This window comes from Thermomonospora echinospora, assembly GCF_900108175.1.
Lineage (GTDB): Bacteria > Actinomycetota > Actinomycetes > Streptosporangiales > Streptosporangiaceae > Thermomonospora > Thermomonospora echinospora.
Window position 1 is genome coordinate 235,870 of the sequence record NZ_FNVO01000010.1, and the last position, 14,487, is coordinate 250,356.

The 14,487-nt window shown below is 69.7% G+C and carries 16 protein-coding genes; 8 read left to right on the top strand and 8 right to left on the bottom strand.

What is annotated here, in order from left to right; genetic code table 11:
- Positions 1 to 4: 4 nt before the first annotated feature.
- From C4U03_RS22945 to C4U03_RS22960, 4 genes are all read right to left on the bottom strand, one after another.
- Positions 5 to 1,393, bottom strand: a complete 1,389-nt coding sequence (locus C4U03_RS22945; RefSeq protein ID WP_103939914.1) for an ABC transporter substrate-binding protein — start codon at positions 1,391 to 1,393, stop codon at positions 5 to 7.
- A 205-nt stretch (positions 1,394 to 1,598) separates the two neighbouring features.
- Positions 1,599 to 2,648: a LacI family DNA-binding transcriptional regulator gene (locus C4U03_RS22950; protein WP_103939915.1), complete on the bottom strand. Its 1,050-nt coding sequence runs from the start codon at positions 2,646 to 2,648 to the stop codon at positions 1,599 to 1,601.
- Positions 2,649 to 2,759: 111 nt separating this feature from the next.
- Positions 2,760 to 3,197, bottom strand: coding sequence for an SRPBCC family protein (locus tag C4U03_RS22955; RefSeq protein ID WP_103939916.1), 438 nt, complete (start codon positions 3,195 to 3,197; stop codon positions 2,760 to 2,762).
- A 2-nt stretch (positions 3,198 to 3,199) separates the two neighbouring features.
- A complete protein-coding gene (locus C4U03_RS22960; RefSeq protein WP_103939917.1) occupies positions 3,200 to 3,532 on the bottom strand; it encodes an ArsR/SmtB family transcription factor in 333 nt (110 codons plus the stop codon).
- 76 nt (positions 3,533 to 3,608) lie between these two features.
- On the opposite strand from C4U03_RS22960, the gene C4U03_RS22965 reads away from it, so the two are divergent.
- Positions 3,609 to 4,091, top strand: a complete 483-nt coding sequence (locus C4U03_RS22965) for a DUF1579 family protein (protein ID WP_103939918.1) — start codon at positions 3,609 to 3,611, stop codon at positions 4,089 to 4,091.
- Positions 4,092 to 4,168: 77 nt separating this feature from the next.
- Here the strand turns inward: C4U03_RS22965 and C4U03_RS22970 are convergent, their stop codons facing one another.
- Both C4U03_RS22970 and C4U03_RS22975 read right to left on the bottom strand, forming a co-directional pair.
- Positions 4,169 to 4,951 (bottom strand): hypothetical protein, encoded by a 783-nt coding sequence (locus tag C4U03_RS22970; protein ID WP_146087476.1) that lies wholly within the window; start codon positions 4,949 to 4,951, stop codon positions 4,169 to 4,171.
- A 203-nt stretch (positions 4,952 to 5,154) separates the two neighbouring features.
- Positions 5,155 to 5,580, bottom strand: coding sequence for an ATP-binding protein (locus C4U03_RS22975; RefSeq protein WP_103939920.1), 426 nt, complete (start codon positions 5,578 to 5,580; stop codon positions 5,155 to 5,157).
- A gap of 102 nt (positions 5,581 to 5,682) precedes the next feature.
- Here C4U03_RS22975 and C4U03_RS22980 point away from each other — a divergent pair, with 102 nt between their 5' ends.
- The 6 genes from C4U03_RS22980 (at position 5,683) to C4U03_RS23005 (ending at position 9,270) form a co-directional block, all read left to right on the top strand.
- Positions 5,683 to 6,498: a helix-turn-helix domain-containing protein gene (locus tag C4U03_RS22980; RefSeq protein ID WP_103939921.1), complete on the top strand. Its 816-nt coding sequence runs from the start codon at positions 5,683 to 5,685 to the stop codon at positions 6,496 to 6,498.
- On the top strand, positions 6,495 to 6,686 hold the full coding sequence (locus C4U03_RS22985) for a DUF397 domain-containing protein (RefSeq protein ID WP_103939922.1): 192 nt from the start codon (positions 6,495 to 6,497) through the stop codon (positions 6,684 to 6,686). Before C4U03_RS22980 ends, C4U03_RS22985 begins: the two co-directional genes overlap by 4 nt.
- A 110-nt stretch (positions 6,687 to 6,796) precedes the next feature.
- Entirely contained in the window at positions 6,797 to 6,988 is a 192-nt protein-coding gene (locus C4U03_RS22990; RefSeq protein ID WP_103939923.1) for a DUF397 domain-containing protein, read from the top strand.
- Between the two features lie 181 nt (positions 6,989 to 7,169).
- A complete protein-coding gene (locus tag C4U03_RS22995) occupies positions 7,170 to 7,595 on the top strand; it encodes a glycine-rich domain-containing protein (protein ID WP_103939924.1) in 426 nt (141 codons plus the stop codon).
- A complete protein-coding gene (locus C4U03_RS23000) occupies positions 7,576 to 8,370 on the top strand; it encodes a phosphotransferase (protein ID WP_103939925.1) in 795 nt (264 codons plus the stop codon). The genes C4U03_RS22995 and C4U03_RS23000 overlap by 20 nt, the downstream gene beginning before the upstream one ends.
- 282 nt (positions 8,371 to 8,652) lie before the next feature.
- Positions 8,653 to 9,270, top strand: coding sequence for a DUF1707 SHOCT-like domain-containing protein (locus C4U03_RS23005; RefSeq protein ID WP_103939926.1), 618 nt, complete (start codon positions 8,653 to 8,655; stop codon positions 9,268 to 9,270).
- Positions 9,271 to 9,351: 81 nt separating this feature from the next.
- Here C4U03_RS23005 and C4U03_RS23010 read toward each other — a convergent pair whose 3' ends face one another.
- Complete coding sequence (locus C4U03_RS23010) at positions 9,352 to 10,149, bottom strand: SDR family oxidoreductase (protein WP_103939927.1); 798 nt, start codon at positions 10,147 to 10,149, stop codon at positions 9,352 to 9,354.
- Positions 10,150 to 10,441: 292 nt separating this feature from the next.
- Positions 10,442 to 11,560, bottom strand: a complete 1,119-nt coding sequence (locus C4U03_RS23015) for an AbrB family transcriptional regulator (RefSeq protein WP_103939928.1) — start codon at positions 11,558 to 11,560, stop codon at positions 10,442 to 10,444.
- 197 nt (positions 11,561 to 11,757) lie between these two features.
- Between C4U03_RS23015 and C4U03_RS23020 the strand changes: the two genes are divergently transcribed.
- Complete coding sequence (locus tag C4U03_RS23020; protein ID WP_146087477.1) at positions 11,758 to 14,331, top strand: S8 family serine peptidase; 2,574 nt, start codon at positions 11,758 to 11,760, stop codon at positions 14,329 to 14,331.
- Positions 14,332 to 14,487 lie beyond the last annotated feature (156 nt).

A 14,487-nucleotide genomic window follows, 5' to 3' on the forward strand; every position in this document is an offset into this window, starting at 1 on the left:
CTTGTCAGTTGGTACGGGCCAGGAGCGCGTTGACCTTCTTCTCCGCGTCGCCGAGCAACTGGTCGATGTCGGCGTCCTTCCTGGTCAGCACGGCCGACATGGCGCTGTCGAGGATGGCGTAGATGGCCTGCGCGTTCGGCGGCTCCACCTTCGGGGCGACGCTGGGCGCGCCGTTCTCGTAGGGGGCGAAGTTGTCCACCGGCACGGTCGCGAACCGCCTGCGCAGCTCACGCTCCTTGGTACCGCTGGCGTTGGTCCCCCACAGCAGGTTCTCCGGCACGCCGACCGGGCGGCCCAGGGACTTGAACTGCTCGTAGTCGAACTGCCCCTGGCCCGGCGTCAGGTTGCGGAACTCCAGCCACAGGATCGCGGCCTTGATCTGGTCGGGGGACGCCTTCGGGTTGATCATGTACGCGTCACCGCCGAGCAGGGACGCCCTGGCCTCCGGCAGCGTGGTGGCGCCGATGTCCTCGATCTTCGCGCCGAAGTTGAGGAAGACCTCGACGGCCACGTCGGGCGCGCCGACCATCATGCCGAGCTTGCCGCTGCCCATCAGCCGCATGAGGTCCTCCCAGCGGTGCAGCTGCTTGGTCCCCATGGAGTCGTCGGTCCACCGCATGTCCTTGAGGTTCTGCAGCACGGCGCGGCCGGCCGGGCTGTTGAAGGCGGCCTTGGTGCCGTCGGGGGTGACGACGTCGCCGCCCCGGCCGTAGATCTCCGAGGTGAAGTGCCAGCCGCCGGTGTTGCCCGCGCTGTACTCGCCGTAGCCGACGTAGCCGGGGCCGAGCGCGGTGATCTTCTTGGCGGCCTCGCGGACCTCCGCCCAGGTCTTGGGCGGGTTGTTCGGGTCCAGACCGGCCTGGGTGAACAGCTTGCGGTTGTAGACCAGCCCGGTGGTGTAACCCTTGCGCGGCAGCCCGTAGATCCGGCCGTCGGTGCCCTTGAGCGCCTGGAGGAACTGCGGGTTGACGTCCCTGACGCTCTGCAGGCCGCTCACGTACGGGGTGATGTCGGCGGCCTGCCTGTTCCTGATGATGTTCTGCGCGTCGGTGTAATAGACGTAGAAGACGTCCTCCATCTGCCCGCCGGCCAGCTTGGCCTGGAAGGTCTCCGGGACGATGCAAGGGAAGGCGTCCTTGCTGACGATCGTGATGTTCGGGTGCTTGGCCTGGAACTCCTTGACGTCGGAGTCCCACGCGGCGCGTTCGGCCTTGGCGGTCTTGGGGGGCTGGCAGCCGACCGTGATGGAGACCTTGGTGTTGGGGTCCAGCGGTCCCGCGGTCGCCCCGGGGGCGGCCCCGAGGTCGTCCTTCTTGCTGGACTTGGCACCACAGGCGGTGCCGGACAGGGCGAGCGCCGCGGCGAGCAGCACCGCCGTGTGACGGAGTCTCATCAGAGGTTCCTCCTCGGGGCGATTGCGAGGAACATACAGAGACGAGCATCACATTGCAATAGTCGAGCAGTAGAGCACAAATTTGCGACAACAGCTCCGCACAGTCTTGCGTACGCGCTGAAGTCGCAGCCAGACGACAGAAGCCGCCGCCCCGCACCGGGGCGACGGCTTCGTAAGGTCGAGACTCAGTGACGGAAAGTGGCCGTCACGATCCCGTAACGGCGACACGGGCGGGCGCGGTGGAGCCGCGCACCACCAGCTCCGGCTCGTACAGCAGCTCCTCGGCGGGCACCGACCCGCGCTCCATCTGGTTGACCAGCATGGTGACCGCGGCCCGGCCCATCGCCTCGATCGGCTGGCGGATCGTGGTCAGCGGCGGATGCGTGCAGTTGATGAACGCCGAGTCGTCGAACCCGACCACCGACAGGTCTTCGGGGGCCGACAGGCCGGCCCGCCGCACCGCCCGGATCGCGCCCAGGGCCAGCACGTCACTGGCGCAGATCACCGCCGTGAAGCCCGCCGTGATGATCCGCGAGGCGGCGCTGTGCCCGCCCTCGATCGAGAACATGGCGTGCACCACCGCGTCCTCGGCGACCGGCGTCCCGCGCCCGGCCGCCACCGCCCGGAAGGCGGCCAGCTTGCGCTGCGAGGGGATGTGGTCCTCGGGCCCCAGCATCAGGGCGATGCGCTCGTGCCCAAGGGACGCCAGATGGGTGAACGCCTGCTCGACCGCGACCGCGTCATCGGTGGACACCCTCGGGAACGCCAACTCGGGCACGGCCGCGTTCACCAGCACCACCGGAAGCCCCAGCTCCATCAGCCGGAAGTAGTGCTCGTGCGGGGAGTCCATCTCGGCGTAGTGCCCCCCGGCGAACACCATCCCCGACACGTGCTGGTCGACGAGCATGTTCACGTAGTCGGCCTCCGACAGCCCGCCCGCCGTCCGCGTGCACAGCACCGGTGTGAACCCGCGCTGCGCCAGCGCCCCGCCGATCACCTCGGCGAGCGCCGGGAAGATCGGGTTCCCCAGTTCCGGCAGCACCAGCCCCACCAGCCGCGCCCGCTCCCCCCGAAGTTGCGTCGGTCGCTCGTACCCCAGCACGTCCAGCGCCGTGAGCACCGCCGCCCGGGTGGCGTCCGACACCCCCGGCCGCCCGTTCAGCACCCGGCTGACCGTCGCCTCACTGACCCCGACCTTCTTGGCGACCTCGGCAAGCCGCCGTGTCTTCGCCGACTCCCCTGCTGGCTGACCCATTGCGCAAGTATATGACCCGATCGCGCAACTGACCGACAAACCCAAGATCAAGTAACTCAAGAACCCGACCACCAGCCGCGCCTACTTGCGCAACCAGCGCAACCTCCCTGGTCAGGGGTGGTGATCGTGTGCTGCCGTTGTGCTCAGCCGGTGGAGTAGATGCCGCCAGCCGGTGTCGGTCTCGTCGTGGAGGCGGAACGGCAGACCGCTGTGCCGGAGGGTGAGCACGGTGGCATCGCCGTCGCCGGCGAGGGTGATCTCGACGCGGGAGGCGCCGGGCGGGATGTCCGGTGCTCCGGGGGTGGGCTCCCAGCCGAAGGTGAAGGCGATCCGCTCGTGGGGGACGAGCTCGGTGAACCGTCCGCGCATCACGGGGCGAGGGCCGTCGTGCATCAGCACGCGCAGGATGCCGCCGGGGCGGGCGTCCACCTCGGCCTCTCCCCACCATCGCGCGAGCCGCTCGGGATCGGTGAAGTACCGCCACACCGTCTCCGGCGGTGCCTGGATCCGCATCGTCTGCTCGACCGTCCGGCTCTCCACGGCGCTCATCGTCACCCTCTCGCCTCCTCGTCGTCGGTACGCGCACGCTCTTCCCGCTCGGCCGCCTCCTTCAGGCGGGCGAGCGGGGCCGACCACATCGTCTCCATGAACGTCGCCGCCTCGGCCAGGCCCTCGCGACGGAGCCGGTAATAGCGGCGGTTGCCGGCGCGGCGGACCGTCACCAGACCGGCCGCGACCAGGATCCCCAGATGCTGGGAGACCGCCGGCCGGCTGATGCCGGGGAAGTGTCCGGCGATGACGCCCGCCGACACCTCCTCGTCCCGTACCAGCATCAGGATCGCGCGGCGGGTCGGGTCCGCGACCGCCCGCAACGCCTCGTCCACCCTCGCCCTCCGCTCGGTCTCCTCATGTGTAAGTATTTAAGCAACATCTTACACAGCTTGGAGCCGGAGGCCCGCCATGACGAACGACACCACCGCGACCGCGAACCGCCCGCCGGTCCCGCATCCCCGCAACAGGCTCCTGGACGTGCTCGTCGGCCGCTGGCGCTCACAGGGGCGGACGGTGACGACACCGGCGGTCCGAATCGAGGGGTTCGACGACTACGAGTGGATGGCCGGGGGGTTCTTCCTCGTCCACCGCGTGGACGTCCGCATGGACGACCAGAGGGTCGAGGTCATCGAGATGATCGGCCCCTACGACCCGGCCGGCGGGACCTTCCCCATGCGCTCCTTCGACAACCACGGCGCCTTCGTCACCATGCAGGCGACGGTCGGCGACGACGGCGTCTGGACGTTCACCGGCGAGACGGAACGGGCGACCCTCGTGATCGCCGAAGACGGCGCCTCCATGGCGGCCCGGTGGGAACGCACCGACGACGGCTCGACCTGGCACCACTGGATGGACATGACCTTCACGAAGACCACGGCCTCACCGTCCTGACCTCGCCGCGGACCGCACGCCCCCCAGCGTCCCCGGACTTCGCCGATCGCCCGCGCCCGGTCGAACGTGCGGGCCGGTCATGGCGCCGACGGGGCCAGAGCCTCGGCCATGTCCACCCAGTTCGCGGTCGCCTGGACGGCATCGGCCAGGTCGGGATCAGTGACGGTGGTGAGCAGGTGCCGCAGTCCGGCGATCACTGAGGTGACCTGGGTGACGTCGATGGCGGGGACATCGACCCACCGCAGCATCCGCGCCGCCCCACTCTGATCACCACGCGCCAGGTTCTTGCTCGCCACCAGCGTGGCGAGCAAGCAGAACCGTTGCCGGTCCTGGTCTGATTCCCCGCCACCGGCGGACGGGGCGCGGTGGCGGTCCACCAGCGCGGAGAATTCATCGGCCGTCCGTGGGATCGGATGGTCCCGGCGCTCCACCAGTACCCGGGCGTCGCCGGGGACCTGCGCGGTCTGGAGCGGCCACACGTAGCAGTCCACCCACAACGGCAGGTGCTCCACCTCGAAACAGATCCCCGCATAGGTTCCGCCGGCCGGGCCGTTGACAGGGCGGCGGAAGACGAACAGCACACGCTCACCCGCACCGAGGATCTGAACGGGATCGGTGACCACGTCCGACAAGATCTGATCGATGGGAACGACAACGAGGTCCAGATCACTCCAGGCATCACCTGCACCCTGGGCGAGAGACCCGACCTGCCATAGGCCGACGACCCCCGGGCTGCCGTCAGAGGCGGTCATGACACGGCCAACGATGTCGTCACGGGCGGCCGCATAGCGGTCAAGCCATTCCCGAGCGGCAACTTCTTGCACAAGATTGACCTTTCGCCGAAGACGGTCACGCGACATGCTCCCCATGCCGCATGGCGGAGCGGCTCAGGGCGGGCCTGGTCAGCGGTGGGGTGCAGCCGAAGCCCCTGCCGTGGACTCGTTCATCACCGTAACCGGGTCGGGTGAACCAGGGCCGAGGGCAGCGCCGCGGGCGAACGACTCTCGCGCCGTCCGTGTCGGCCCAGGTCTGGCACGGGCGGCCGGGTCCGTCCTTTGGGCGGTCAGGGCTTGAGGCGGGCCCATACCCATTTGCCGCCTCGGGGGTCTTGTTTGCAGCCGCAGTCGATGGCGAGGGCGGTGACGAGGGGGAGGCCCCAGCCGCCGTTGTCGTCCCAGTGGGCGGGGGAGAGGTCGAGGGTGTCGGGGGTGGTGGGGGTGGGTTGCTTGATGTGGGGGGTACGGGGGCTGGAGTCCCAGACGGCCACGACGAGGTAGATGCGGTCTCGGGTGAGGCGGAAGTGGATCTGCTTTCCCGGGGTCTCGGTGATCGCGTTGGTGATCAATTCTGAGACGATCAGGAAAGCGTCGTCCAGAATGTGCGAGTCGCCCCATTTGAGAATTCTGGCCTCGGTAAGAGTGCGGGCCAGGCCGGGTGCGGCGGGGGACGCCAGCATGGACATGGACAGGCAGTCGGATGAGGTTGACATGGCCGGCGCCTTCCTGAGGGATTCTGTGCTTCTCCCTTCACAGTGGGCTTTTCTGTAGTTAGGTTGGCCGTGTCCAACAGAAAACAAAACCGCGGAGGACCAATGCCGATCGTCCGTGACCCCCTCGACCCCAAGATCTCGATGTGGCACTTCCTCTCGTACTACCTACGGTTCATGCGGGAGAAGGAAGGGCTCTCGCTGACCCAGTGGGGGAGGATCATCGGGGCCGCCAAGTCGACTGTTTCGAACATCGAGGCAGGACGGCACCGGCTCCAGGAGGACCATGCCAAGATCATCGACAGGAAGTTCGGGACCGGGCGGCTGATCGAGCTGCTGCTCTGGTTCGCCCGCGCGGCCCACGACCCGGACTGGTTCCGCCAGTTCACCCAGTACGAGGAACAGGCGAACGCGCTCAAGATGTACCACGGTGACGTGATCCCGTTCCCGCTCCAGACCGACGAGTACACCTGGGCCTACGTCCAAGCCAGCAACCACAAGGATCAGGAAGGCGAGTACGCCGCACGGCTCCAGCGCAAGCGCAACATCCTCGACCGCAAGAACTCTCCGTTCATCTGGGCGATGCTTCACGAAAGCGCGCTGGCCAGCTTGGTCGGGGGCGCAGAGGTTATGAGGGCGCAGCTTCGGTACCTGCGTGAGGTGGCCGACCTGCCACACGTCATCGTTCGGGTCATCCCGTTCGCAGCAGGAGCGCATCTCGGTGCGGACGGTCCCTTCCAGATCATCAGCCTGGAGACCAGGGACATCGCGTACGCGGGTGCTCAGAATGGCGGGCGTTTGGTCGAGGAGCCAAGCGAAGTCAGGGAGTTCGGCTTTACATTTGATCGCATCGGCGCGAAGGCGGCATCCGAGGACGACTCGCGCAAGTTGATCGATCAGTGGTTGGAGAGGTGCCCATGACTGAGCAGTGGCGGAAGAGCTCCCACAGCGGCGGTGCCAACGACTCGGCGTGCGTCGAGCTGGCCGGACTGCCCGCCGGAGTCGGGATCCGGGACTCGAAGGACCCGGAGGGCGGGCGGCTGACCGTACGACGGGCCGCCTTCGGAGAGCTGGTCAGGCGCATCCGAGAGGGCGCGCTCGACCGCTGAGCGGTAACGAACGGCGTCCTACCGGCCTGCGGCGGTCACCGGGCCGTACCCCCGGCGACCGCCACAGGCCACCGTCACCCCGCTCTGACCGGCAGACCCAGGAGGAGTACATGGCGATCCACTGGCGCAAGAGCTCCCACAGCGGTAGCTCGAACGACGAGTTCTGCGTCGAGCTGGCCGAACTGCCCGCAGGCGTGGCGATCCGGGACTCGAAGGACCCCGAGGGCGAGTGGCTGACCGTACGACGGACCGCCTTCGCCGAACTCATCAGACTGATCCAGGACGGCGCACTCGACCGTTAGACCGGCGATCGAGGCGCCCACCGGTCCGTGGCAGGCCGCGAGCAGCCCCTCGCGACCTGCCGCGCACCGGTCCCGTACGTCCGGAGGTTTGCAGCTCCCCGACCCGCCTTGTTGACGCGCGGGCGGGCTGGGGTTCCAGAGCGCGGTAACGGCCGCGCCCAGGAGGCTCTAGGAGGAGCCGATGTCACGAGATCCCCGAGAGTTGATCAGTCCGGACCTGTTCGACAAGCTCACCGAGCGGGTCATGAAGGACGAGGGCCACGACCGGGACATGGCTGAGCGGGTCGTCACTCAGACGCTCGTGTTCCTGGTGGCCTGCGCCCAGAACCCCGGCGCGAAGCTGGCACCGTCCAACGCCACCGACCCCGGGTGGCATGCCTTCATCCTGCACACCAAGGCGTACGCGGAGTTCTGCGACCGAGTGGCCGGCCGGTTCATCCACCACCTGCCGATCATGAACGACGACATCCGGTCCGGTAACGCCCTGGCCCGGACCGTGGAGGCCCTGCACCGGACCGGGTACCCGGTGGACGGCGAACTGTGGCCGGAGGCCCCCACGTGCATGAACACGTGCAACCATCCCTGCCATGACTCGGACGACGACTGACCGGATCACCTGGGCCGACCTGCCGAGAGTCGTGCGCGACCAGGTCCGGGAACGTACGGGCCGGGTCACGGGCAGCCGTCCGGCGGGTGGCGACCGATCCGACATCACCGCCACCCTCGACACCGCAACAGGGCCGGTGTTCATCAAGGGCGCTCACGGGGGTGTCTTCGCCCGTTCCCTGAACAACGAGGCCCGGGTGTCCCCGCACGTGGCGGGTATCGCCCCGGGTCTGCTGTGGCGTTTTGAGGTGGACGGCTGGACGGTTCTCGGTTTCGAGTACATCGAGGGCCGCCACGCGGACTACTCGCCCGGCTCTGCCGATCTCGGCCTGCTCCACACGGCGGTGTCCCACCTTCAGACCATCCCCGTTCCTGAAGTGGTCACCAGAGGAGCCGAACGCCACTATGGCGGCCTCGACGTCTTGACCGGCGGCAACCTTCTTCACACCGACCTGCACCCTGAGAATGTGCTCATCACCCCGCGACGTGCGTACATCGTCGATTGGGCGTGGGCCTGCAAGGGCGCTGCGTGGGCAGAGCCGGCCATGCTGGCCTTCCGCCTCATGGCGGCCGGTCACACCGTCGAGTCCGCCGAAGCCTGGGGCAGGTCCTTCCCGTCCTGGACCGACGGCCGACCGCTGGCGGCGTTCGTGGCCGCCAACGCCCGGGTATGGGAGCGAGCCGCACAACAGGACCCCCAGGAATGGAAGATCCGGGCCGCCGCCCTCGCCCGGCAGTGGGCCGATTACCACCGCCCCGAGGCAGGTCGCATGTAGCCGAACGCCAAGAACAAAGACTTCAAGACGGCGTGGAAGCCGCTGAACGACAGGGCGGTGCGCTCGCCGGTCCGTGGCAGGCCGCGAGCAGCCCCTCGCGGCCTGCCGCGCGCCGGTCCCGTACGTCCGGAGGTTTCAAGCTCCCTGGCCCACCTTGACGACGCGTGGGTGGGCCGGGGTTCCAGAGCGCGGCGACCGGCCGCGTCCGGGGGAGGCTCCAGGCAGTGTTCGAGAGGTGCAGCCCCAGTCTGCTCAGTCCGCTGGCTGCTTATCCTTGGGGTCATGACCGCCCCGCCTCCAGAGCCCTTTCCGCGCCCTGCTCCCTCAGGAGAGCTTCGCGCCTCTCACGCCGACCGGGAAGCAGTGGTGGAGCAACTGCGCGATGCGGCGGCCGAGGGGCGAATCGACCTCGATGAGCTGGATTCGCGCCTGGAGCAGGCGCTGAAGTCCAAGACTCACGCCGAGTTGGCCGCCCTGACCGCCGACTTGCCGAGGCCGAGTTCCGTTGAGAGCCGGCCGCCCCTGGTGCTCAAGGGCGGTATGCACGGCGCGTCTCGGGGCCCCGGGCGCTGGGAGGTTCCCGGGCAGGTGATCGCTCACGGAGGCGTGGGGGGTGTGAAGATCGACTTCACCCGGGCCGCGTGCCGCCTCCGGGAGGTCGCGGTGGAGGCGTACGGGGAGATGGCCGGTGTCACGATCGTCATCCCCGACGGCTGGGCCGCAGACACCAGCGGCATGGATCCCGGCGTCGGCGGCCTGAAGGACAAGACCACTCCCGACCGGCTCCCGGGAACTCCGCTGATCCGGCTCACCGGGTCCGGCGGCATGGCGGGAGTGGTCATCCGCCACCCCAACCGCCGGGAACGACGCAAGCTGCACAGCAACCCGACGCAGGGCTAGGACGCGTGCCGAGGCGTTGATCAAGACCTGAAACGACCTCGGACGGCGGGCGCGGGCCAGGCGAGCTGCTGTGAACCAGTCTTACAGTCCGTAGCGGCCGAGCACGTCCCGCCTGCGCGGTGCAAGGAACTTCCGCATCATCCGGCCGTTGGTGAGCCATGCGATGGCGTCGCCGTTCTTGGTGCTGGCCAGCATTCTGTCGGTCAGGTAGGGCGCGACGTCGTCGACGTGATCGCACAGGATGTTGAGGGTCCTGCGCTGCTTGTCCACCAGTTCCGGGGCGGCGGCGGCCTCCCGGAGCCACCCCTCGGTGATGAGCACGCCGGGGCGGATCTGCCCGACTCGCACGTCGGTGCCGGCGACCTCCTTGACCAGTGCCCGGGTGAAGGAGTCCAGGCCGCGCTTGGTGGCCGAGTAGACGCCCATGCCCGCCCGGACACGGCCGTCGCTGCCGCCGCCGAGGACGTTGAAGACGTGGCCGCCGCCGTGGGCGAGCATGCCGCGGACGGCGACCTGGGCGCCGTACACGGTGCCGAGCATGTTCGTGGTGACCATCGCACGGACGTCGTCGGCCGTGGTCTCGACGATGGGGCGGGTGGTGTGGGCGACGCCGGCGTTGTTGACCCACAGGTCGACCCCGCCCAGCGCATCCGTCGCAGCGTCCCACAACTCCTGGACCTGCGCGGCATCGCTGACGTCCACGATGTGCCCGTGGACCGTGGCACTCCCGGCCGCCTCGGGGCGCAGCCGTTCGACGGCGTCGTCCACCGCCGTCTGCGTACGGCCCGAGACGACAACGCCGTGCCCGCGCCGCAGCAGCTCACGGGCGAGCGCGAGGCCGATTCCCTTGGTGCTGCCGGTGACGACTGCCTTCCGCATGGCTGCTCCTGGAGAGAGGACGGGCCACAGGCACGGATCTCCTCGCCGCACCGGTCGCGGTCACGCACGGGGCGGCCGCCCGCAGCAGCCTGCCTGAGGCTGGGGAGGGAGCGGACACCCGGCGTCGGCGCCGATCTTACGCCGTGTCCTCCCCCTCCGAACAGACCGATTGTCCGCGGTGAGGACGGCGACGTCTTGAGGACATCCGGCACCCGCCCGTACCACCTCGGCAGGGGCGGTGCGCGGCGAGGCACGCGGGGGAGATTGTGACCGGTGGCCGCCGCGGCCGTGGTCATCTCGTGCGCGGCCGGTCGCGGGGACCGTGGTGGAGGGCCAGCCGGATCAGCAGCGGGGCCAGGAACGTCATCTCGAACAGGCGGAGGCTCTGCACGCTGGAGATCAGGGGCAGGTTCGCGTGTGCGGAGGACGCCGTCGCCAGCACCGCGTTGATCCCGCCGGGCGTGGTGGCCAGGTAGGTGTCCCCGAAGGGGATGTGGGTGAGGGCGGAGATCGTCCAGGCCAGGGCCCCGCAGACCGCGCTGACGGCCACGGTGCAGGCCAGCGCGGCGGGCAGGATCCGGCGCAGCCGCCACACGGTCCGGCGGGAGAACCGCAGGCCGACGTCCAGGCCGATCATGGTGAACAGCAGGGTCTGCAGGACCCCGCCGGGGGCGAACCCGTGCGCGACGCCGGTCACGGTGAGCACCGCGGACACCAGCAGGGGGCCGATCATGGCCGGGCTGGGCAGCCGCAGGTGCCGCCCCAGCGACACGCCGAGCAGCACGACGGCCGCCAGCACGAGCAGACCCCACATCTGGTCGTGGCCGCCGACCAGATGCCAGGGAGCGACGTCGTCGGCGTCGGGCGCACCGGCACTCCCCTGCCGCGCCCCGGGAAGGATCCAGCTCAGCAGCAGGGGTGTGCTCATCACGATCATGGCCACCCGCAGGTACTGCAGGAACGCCACCAGACGGCCGTCGGCGCCGAGATCGTCGGCCGAGGCCACCGCGGCGGCCGAGCCCCCGGCGATCATGCCGAGGGTGGCCGTGGCCCGGTCCACGCCGCTGAAGCGGACCATGACCCAGGCCGCCGCCTGGCAGATGAACAGCGTCGCCAGGGTCACCGCGACCAGGGGAACGGCCGAGCCGGCCACACCGCCCAGCGCCGCCGGATTCAGGTAGGTCCCCATCAGCACACCGAGCAGCGCCTGCGCACCACGGTTGAACGGGGCGGGCGGCCGATGGCGCACCAGGCCGGTGGCGGCCGCGACCAGCCCGAGCAGCAGCGGCACCAGTATGTGCGGCGAGGGCACGACCGGCTCGCCCAGTTCACCTGCCGCCGCCATGACCGGCAGGACCGCCACCCACACCGGCCATCCGAGGTGACCACCGGGACGCGGCAGAACCCTCATATCACCGACAGTAGGAACGGCGAGGTCAGTAGAGGGTAAACGGTGCAGTAACAGCGTCCGCCGAGTACGGGGTCGCCGAGGCCGTGCCGGAGCCTCGTGTGCTCGGCGGGGAAACGGGCGAATCGGTAAAAGCTCGCGCGAGGGCCGAGGTCAAGAACGATAATGGCGGATCATTTGTGATGATCTTCAGGAGTGAGATGATCCGTCGTGCCCTCGTCGGGCTGGTCGCGGTGGTCGGCGCCGGCGTCGTCGCGCCACCGGCCGCGTCCGCCGCGGAACCGGCCGCGGCCGGTGTCAAGGTCACCCTCGTGACGGGGGAGACGGTCACGGTCTCCCCGGCGGGAGCCGTGGTCTCGATCACCCGGAACGGCAGGCGCGTCAACGCCGAGATCCGGCAGGGGCCATCGGGTACCTCGGTGATCCCGTTCAGCGCGGGCCGGATGCTGGCGTCCGGAAAGGCCGATCCGGGCCTGTTCAACGTCACCCAGCTCATCGCCCAGGGCTATGACGACGCGCACCGGCCCGAACTGCCGGTCATCGCCGAGTACCGGGCCGGGAACACGGTGCGGACCCGCGGCGTGCGGGCCTCCGCGATCACTCCCCGGCTGACCGGCCTGAAGGTGCCGCGCGACTCGGGCCCGCAACTGTGGAAGTCCCTGGTCTCCGGCGAGATCGACCACCTGTGGCTCGACCGCAAGCTCATGGCCGGCAAGCCCCGCCAGGCCACGGCCCCCGCCGCTACCTCCGCCGACGTCGCCGCGACCGCCGCGCCCCAGGGGATGACCGGCAAGGGCGTACGGGTCGCGGTCATCTCCGGCGGCGTCGACGTCGCCCACCCCGACCTGAAGGGCAGGGTCGTCGCGTCCCGCAACTTCAACTTCGGCGACGGCGACATCGACGGGGACGGCACCGCCATCGCCTCGCTGATCGCCGGGTCGGGTGCGGCCTCCGGCGGCAAGCGCAAGGGCCTGGCGCCGGACGCCCGGATCGTCAACGCCAAGGTCTTCAACGGCGGCAACTCCGAGGACTCCAGCCTGCTGGCCGGGATGGAATGGGCCGCCACCACCCAGAAGGCCAGGGTCGCGGTGCTGGGCCTGGCCCGGATCTGCCGTTTCGACACGCCCGGCGACGACCTGATCGAGAAGGCCATCGCCGACCTGACCCGCAGGACCGGCACCCTGTTCGTCGTTCCGGCCGCGGACTTCGGCTTCTGGGGGCGGGAGCAGACGCTGTGCAGCCCCGGCACCTCCGCGGCCGCGCTGACCGCCGGAGGCACCGACGCCGGCTACAACGACCAGTGGGCCGGCGCCGGGCCGAGCAAGGGCGGCCACCTGTTCAAGCCCGAGATCTCGGCCGGCACCAAGGCCTCCGTGGCGCGCAGCTCGACGCTGACCAACCCGCGCCCCGGGACCGGCCCTTACACCGGCTGGTGGAGCACCGACATCTCCGCCGCCCGGGTCGGCGCGGCGGCGGCGCTCCTGGCCCAGCGCAGGCCGGCCTGGAAGGCCGACCGGCTCAAGGCGACGCTGATCAGCACGGCCGCGCCGACCCGCGACGCCTCCCCCTTCGCGCAGGGCGCGGGCACCGTGGACGCGGACCGGGCGATCCGCCAGATCGTGCTGTCCACGCCGGGCACGCATAGCGTGTCCTTCCCCTGGACGAACAGGAAGGCCGTCAGCCGCAGCATCACCATCACCAACACCGGCAAGGCGACGCGGACATTCACCGTCTCGCTCGCGGCCGACCCGAACCTGCCGACCAGGCCCCCGGCGGGGATGTTCACCACCAAGACCAAGAGCCTCGTCATCAAGCCCGGCAAGAGCGCCCCGGTCACGGTGCGGATCGACCCGGCCAAGGCGAAGGCGGGCGACTACGTCGCGGCGCTGACCGTCCGCGGCGGTCCGGCGAAGGTGCGGGCCATGTTCGCGGCCTGGGTCCAGCCGACCTCGCGCAAGCTCACCGTCAGACTGCTCGACGCGGCCGGTGCGCCGGTGGACCAGCAGCAGATCCGTGCGGTGAATCTCAAGTCCGGAGCGGAGACCTACGTCGACGTCCGCGACGGAACGGGCGCGGTGACCCTCCCGAACGGTGACTACATGGTGACGGCGGCCTACGCCCACACCAACGGGGGCTCCAACTGGATGATCGGGGCGCAGATCGTCAACCTCGGCGGCTCCGACCGGACGATCACCTTCAACGGCACCACCGCCAAGCGCGTCACCGGCAGGGTCCAGGACCAGGCCACCACCGACTGGGCCACCACGACCGCCGCCTGGACGACCGCCAACGGGGAGACGGTCTCGGTGTCGGCTTGGGGCGGTGACGACTATCCCGTCTACGCCATCCCGTTCCAGCACAGCGCCCTGTCCTTCGGCCTGGAGTCGAGGCTGCTGTCAGTACGGGACCCCCGGCGCCTGGCGTTCGAGGTGGCCCACATCAGCCGGAACGGCATCCCGGTGGACCCGACCACGACCCAGACGCTCGGCCAGATGGCGAAGGTCGTCAACACCCTCGCCAACCAGAGCGCGGCCACGCGCGGCGGCTTCGAGGCGACCACCGCGATTCCGCCGGGCGTCCACTGGTCGGGCATGGGGGTCGGCGTCGACTTCCCGTCCACGCTGACGATGTACGTCACCGGCGGCTTCACCTGGGACATGAGCGTTCGGGTGTACGAGCCGGGAGTCGGTGACCCGGTCCGCGGCGAAAAGCGGGGACTCAAACTGGAAGCGGGCAAGACCTACAACCTGACCTGGAACCTCCCCGCCTCCTGAACCGCCCCGAAGGGCCCGGCGTTTCCTGTTCGACCCACCGCCGGGCCCTTCGGCGTCGAACAGGAACGTCGAACAGGAACAGAGCGCGGCCTGAAACGGGAACGGACGGGCCTGCCGCGAGCCCGTCCGCTCTTCACCGGCCCGGAGCCCGCATGG

Coding starts and splice junctions, on each gene's coding strand:
- C4U03_RS22945 (WP_103939914.1), bottom strand. CDS start 1,393: ATGAGACTCCGTCACACGGCGGTGCTGCTCGCCGCGGCGCTCGCCCTG.
- C4U03_RS22950 (WP_103939915.1), bottom strand. CDS start 2,648: ATGGGTCAGCCAGCAGGGGAGTCGGCGAAGACACGGCGGCTTGCCGAG.
- C4U03_RS22955 (WP_103939916.1), bottom strand. CDS start 3,197: ATGAGCGCCGTGGAGAGCCGGACGGTCGAGCAGACGATGCGGATCCAG.
- C4U03_RS22965 (WP_103939918.1), top strand. CDS start 3,609: ATGACGAACGACACCACCGCGACCGCGAACCGCCCGCCGGTCCCGCAT.
- C4U03_RS22970 (WP_146087476.1), bottom strand. CDS start 4,951: ATGTCGCGTGACCGTCTTCGGCGAAAGGTCAATCTTGTGCAAGAAGTT.
- C4U03_RS22975 (WP_103939920.1), bottom strand. CDS start 5,580: ATGTCAACCTCATCCGACTGCCTGTCCATGTCCATGCTGGCGTCCCCC.
- C4U03_RS22980 (WP_103939921.1), top strand. CDS start 5,683: ATGCCGATCGTCCGTGACCCCCTCGACCCCAAGATCTCGATGTGGCAC.
- C4U03_RS22985 (WP_103939922.1), top strand. CDS start 6,495: ATGACTGAGCAGTGGCGGAAGAGCTCCCACAGCGGCGGTGCCAACGAC.
- C4U03_RS22990 (WP_103939923.1), top strand. CDS start 6,797: ATGGCGATCCACTGGCGCAAGAGCTCCCACAGCGGTAGCTCGAACGAC.
- C4U03_RS22995 (WP_103939924.1), top strand. CDS start 7,170: ATGTCACGAGATCCCCGAGAGTTGATCAGTCCGGACCTGTTCGACAAG.
- C4U03_RS23000 (WP_103939925.1), top strand. CDS start 7,576: ATGACTCGGACGACGACTGACCGGATCACCTGGGCCGACCTGCCGAGA.
- C4U03_RS23005 (WP_103939926.1), top strand. CDS start 8,653: ATGACCGCCCCGCCTCCAGAGCCCTTTCCGCGCCCTGCTCCCTCAGGA.
- C4U03_RS23010 (WP_103939927.1), bottom strand. CDS start 10,149: ATGCGGAAGGCAGTCGTCACCGGCAGCACCAAGGGAATCGGCCTCGCG.
- C4U03_RS23015 (WP_103939928.1), bottom strand. CDS start 11,560: ATGAGGGTTCTGCCGCGTCCCGGTGGTCACCTCGGATGGCCGGTGTGG.
- C4U03_RS23020 (WP_146087477.1), top strand. CDS start 11,758: ATGATCCGTCGTGCCCTCGTCGGGCTGGTCGCGGTGGTCGGCGCCGGC.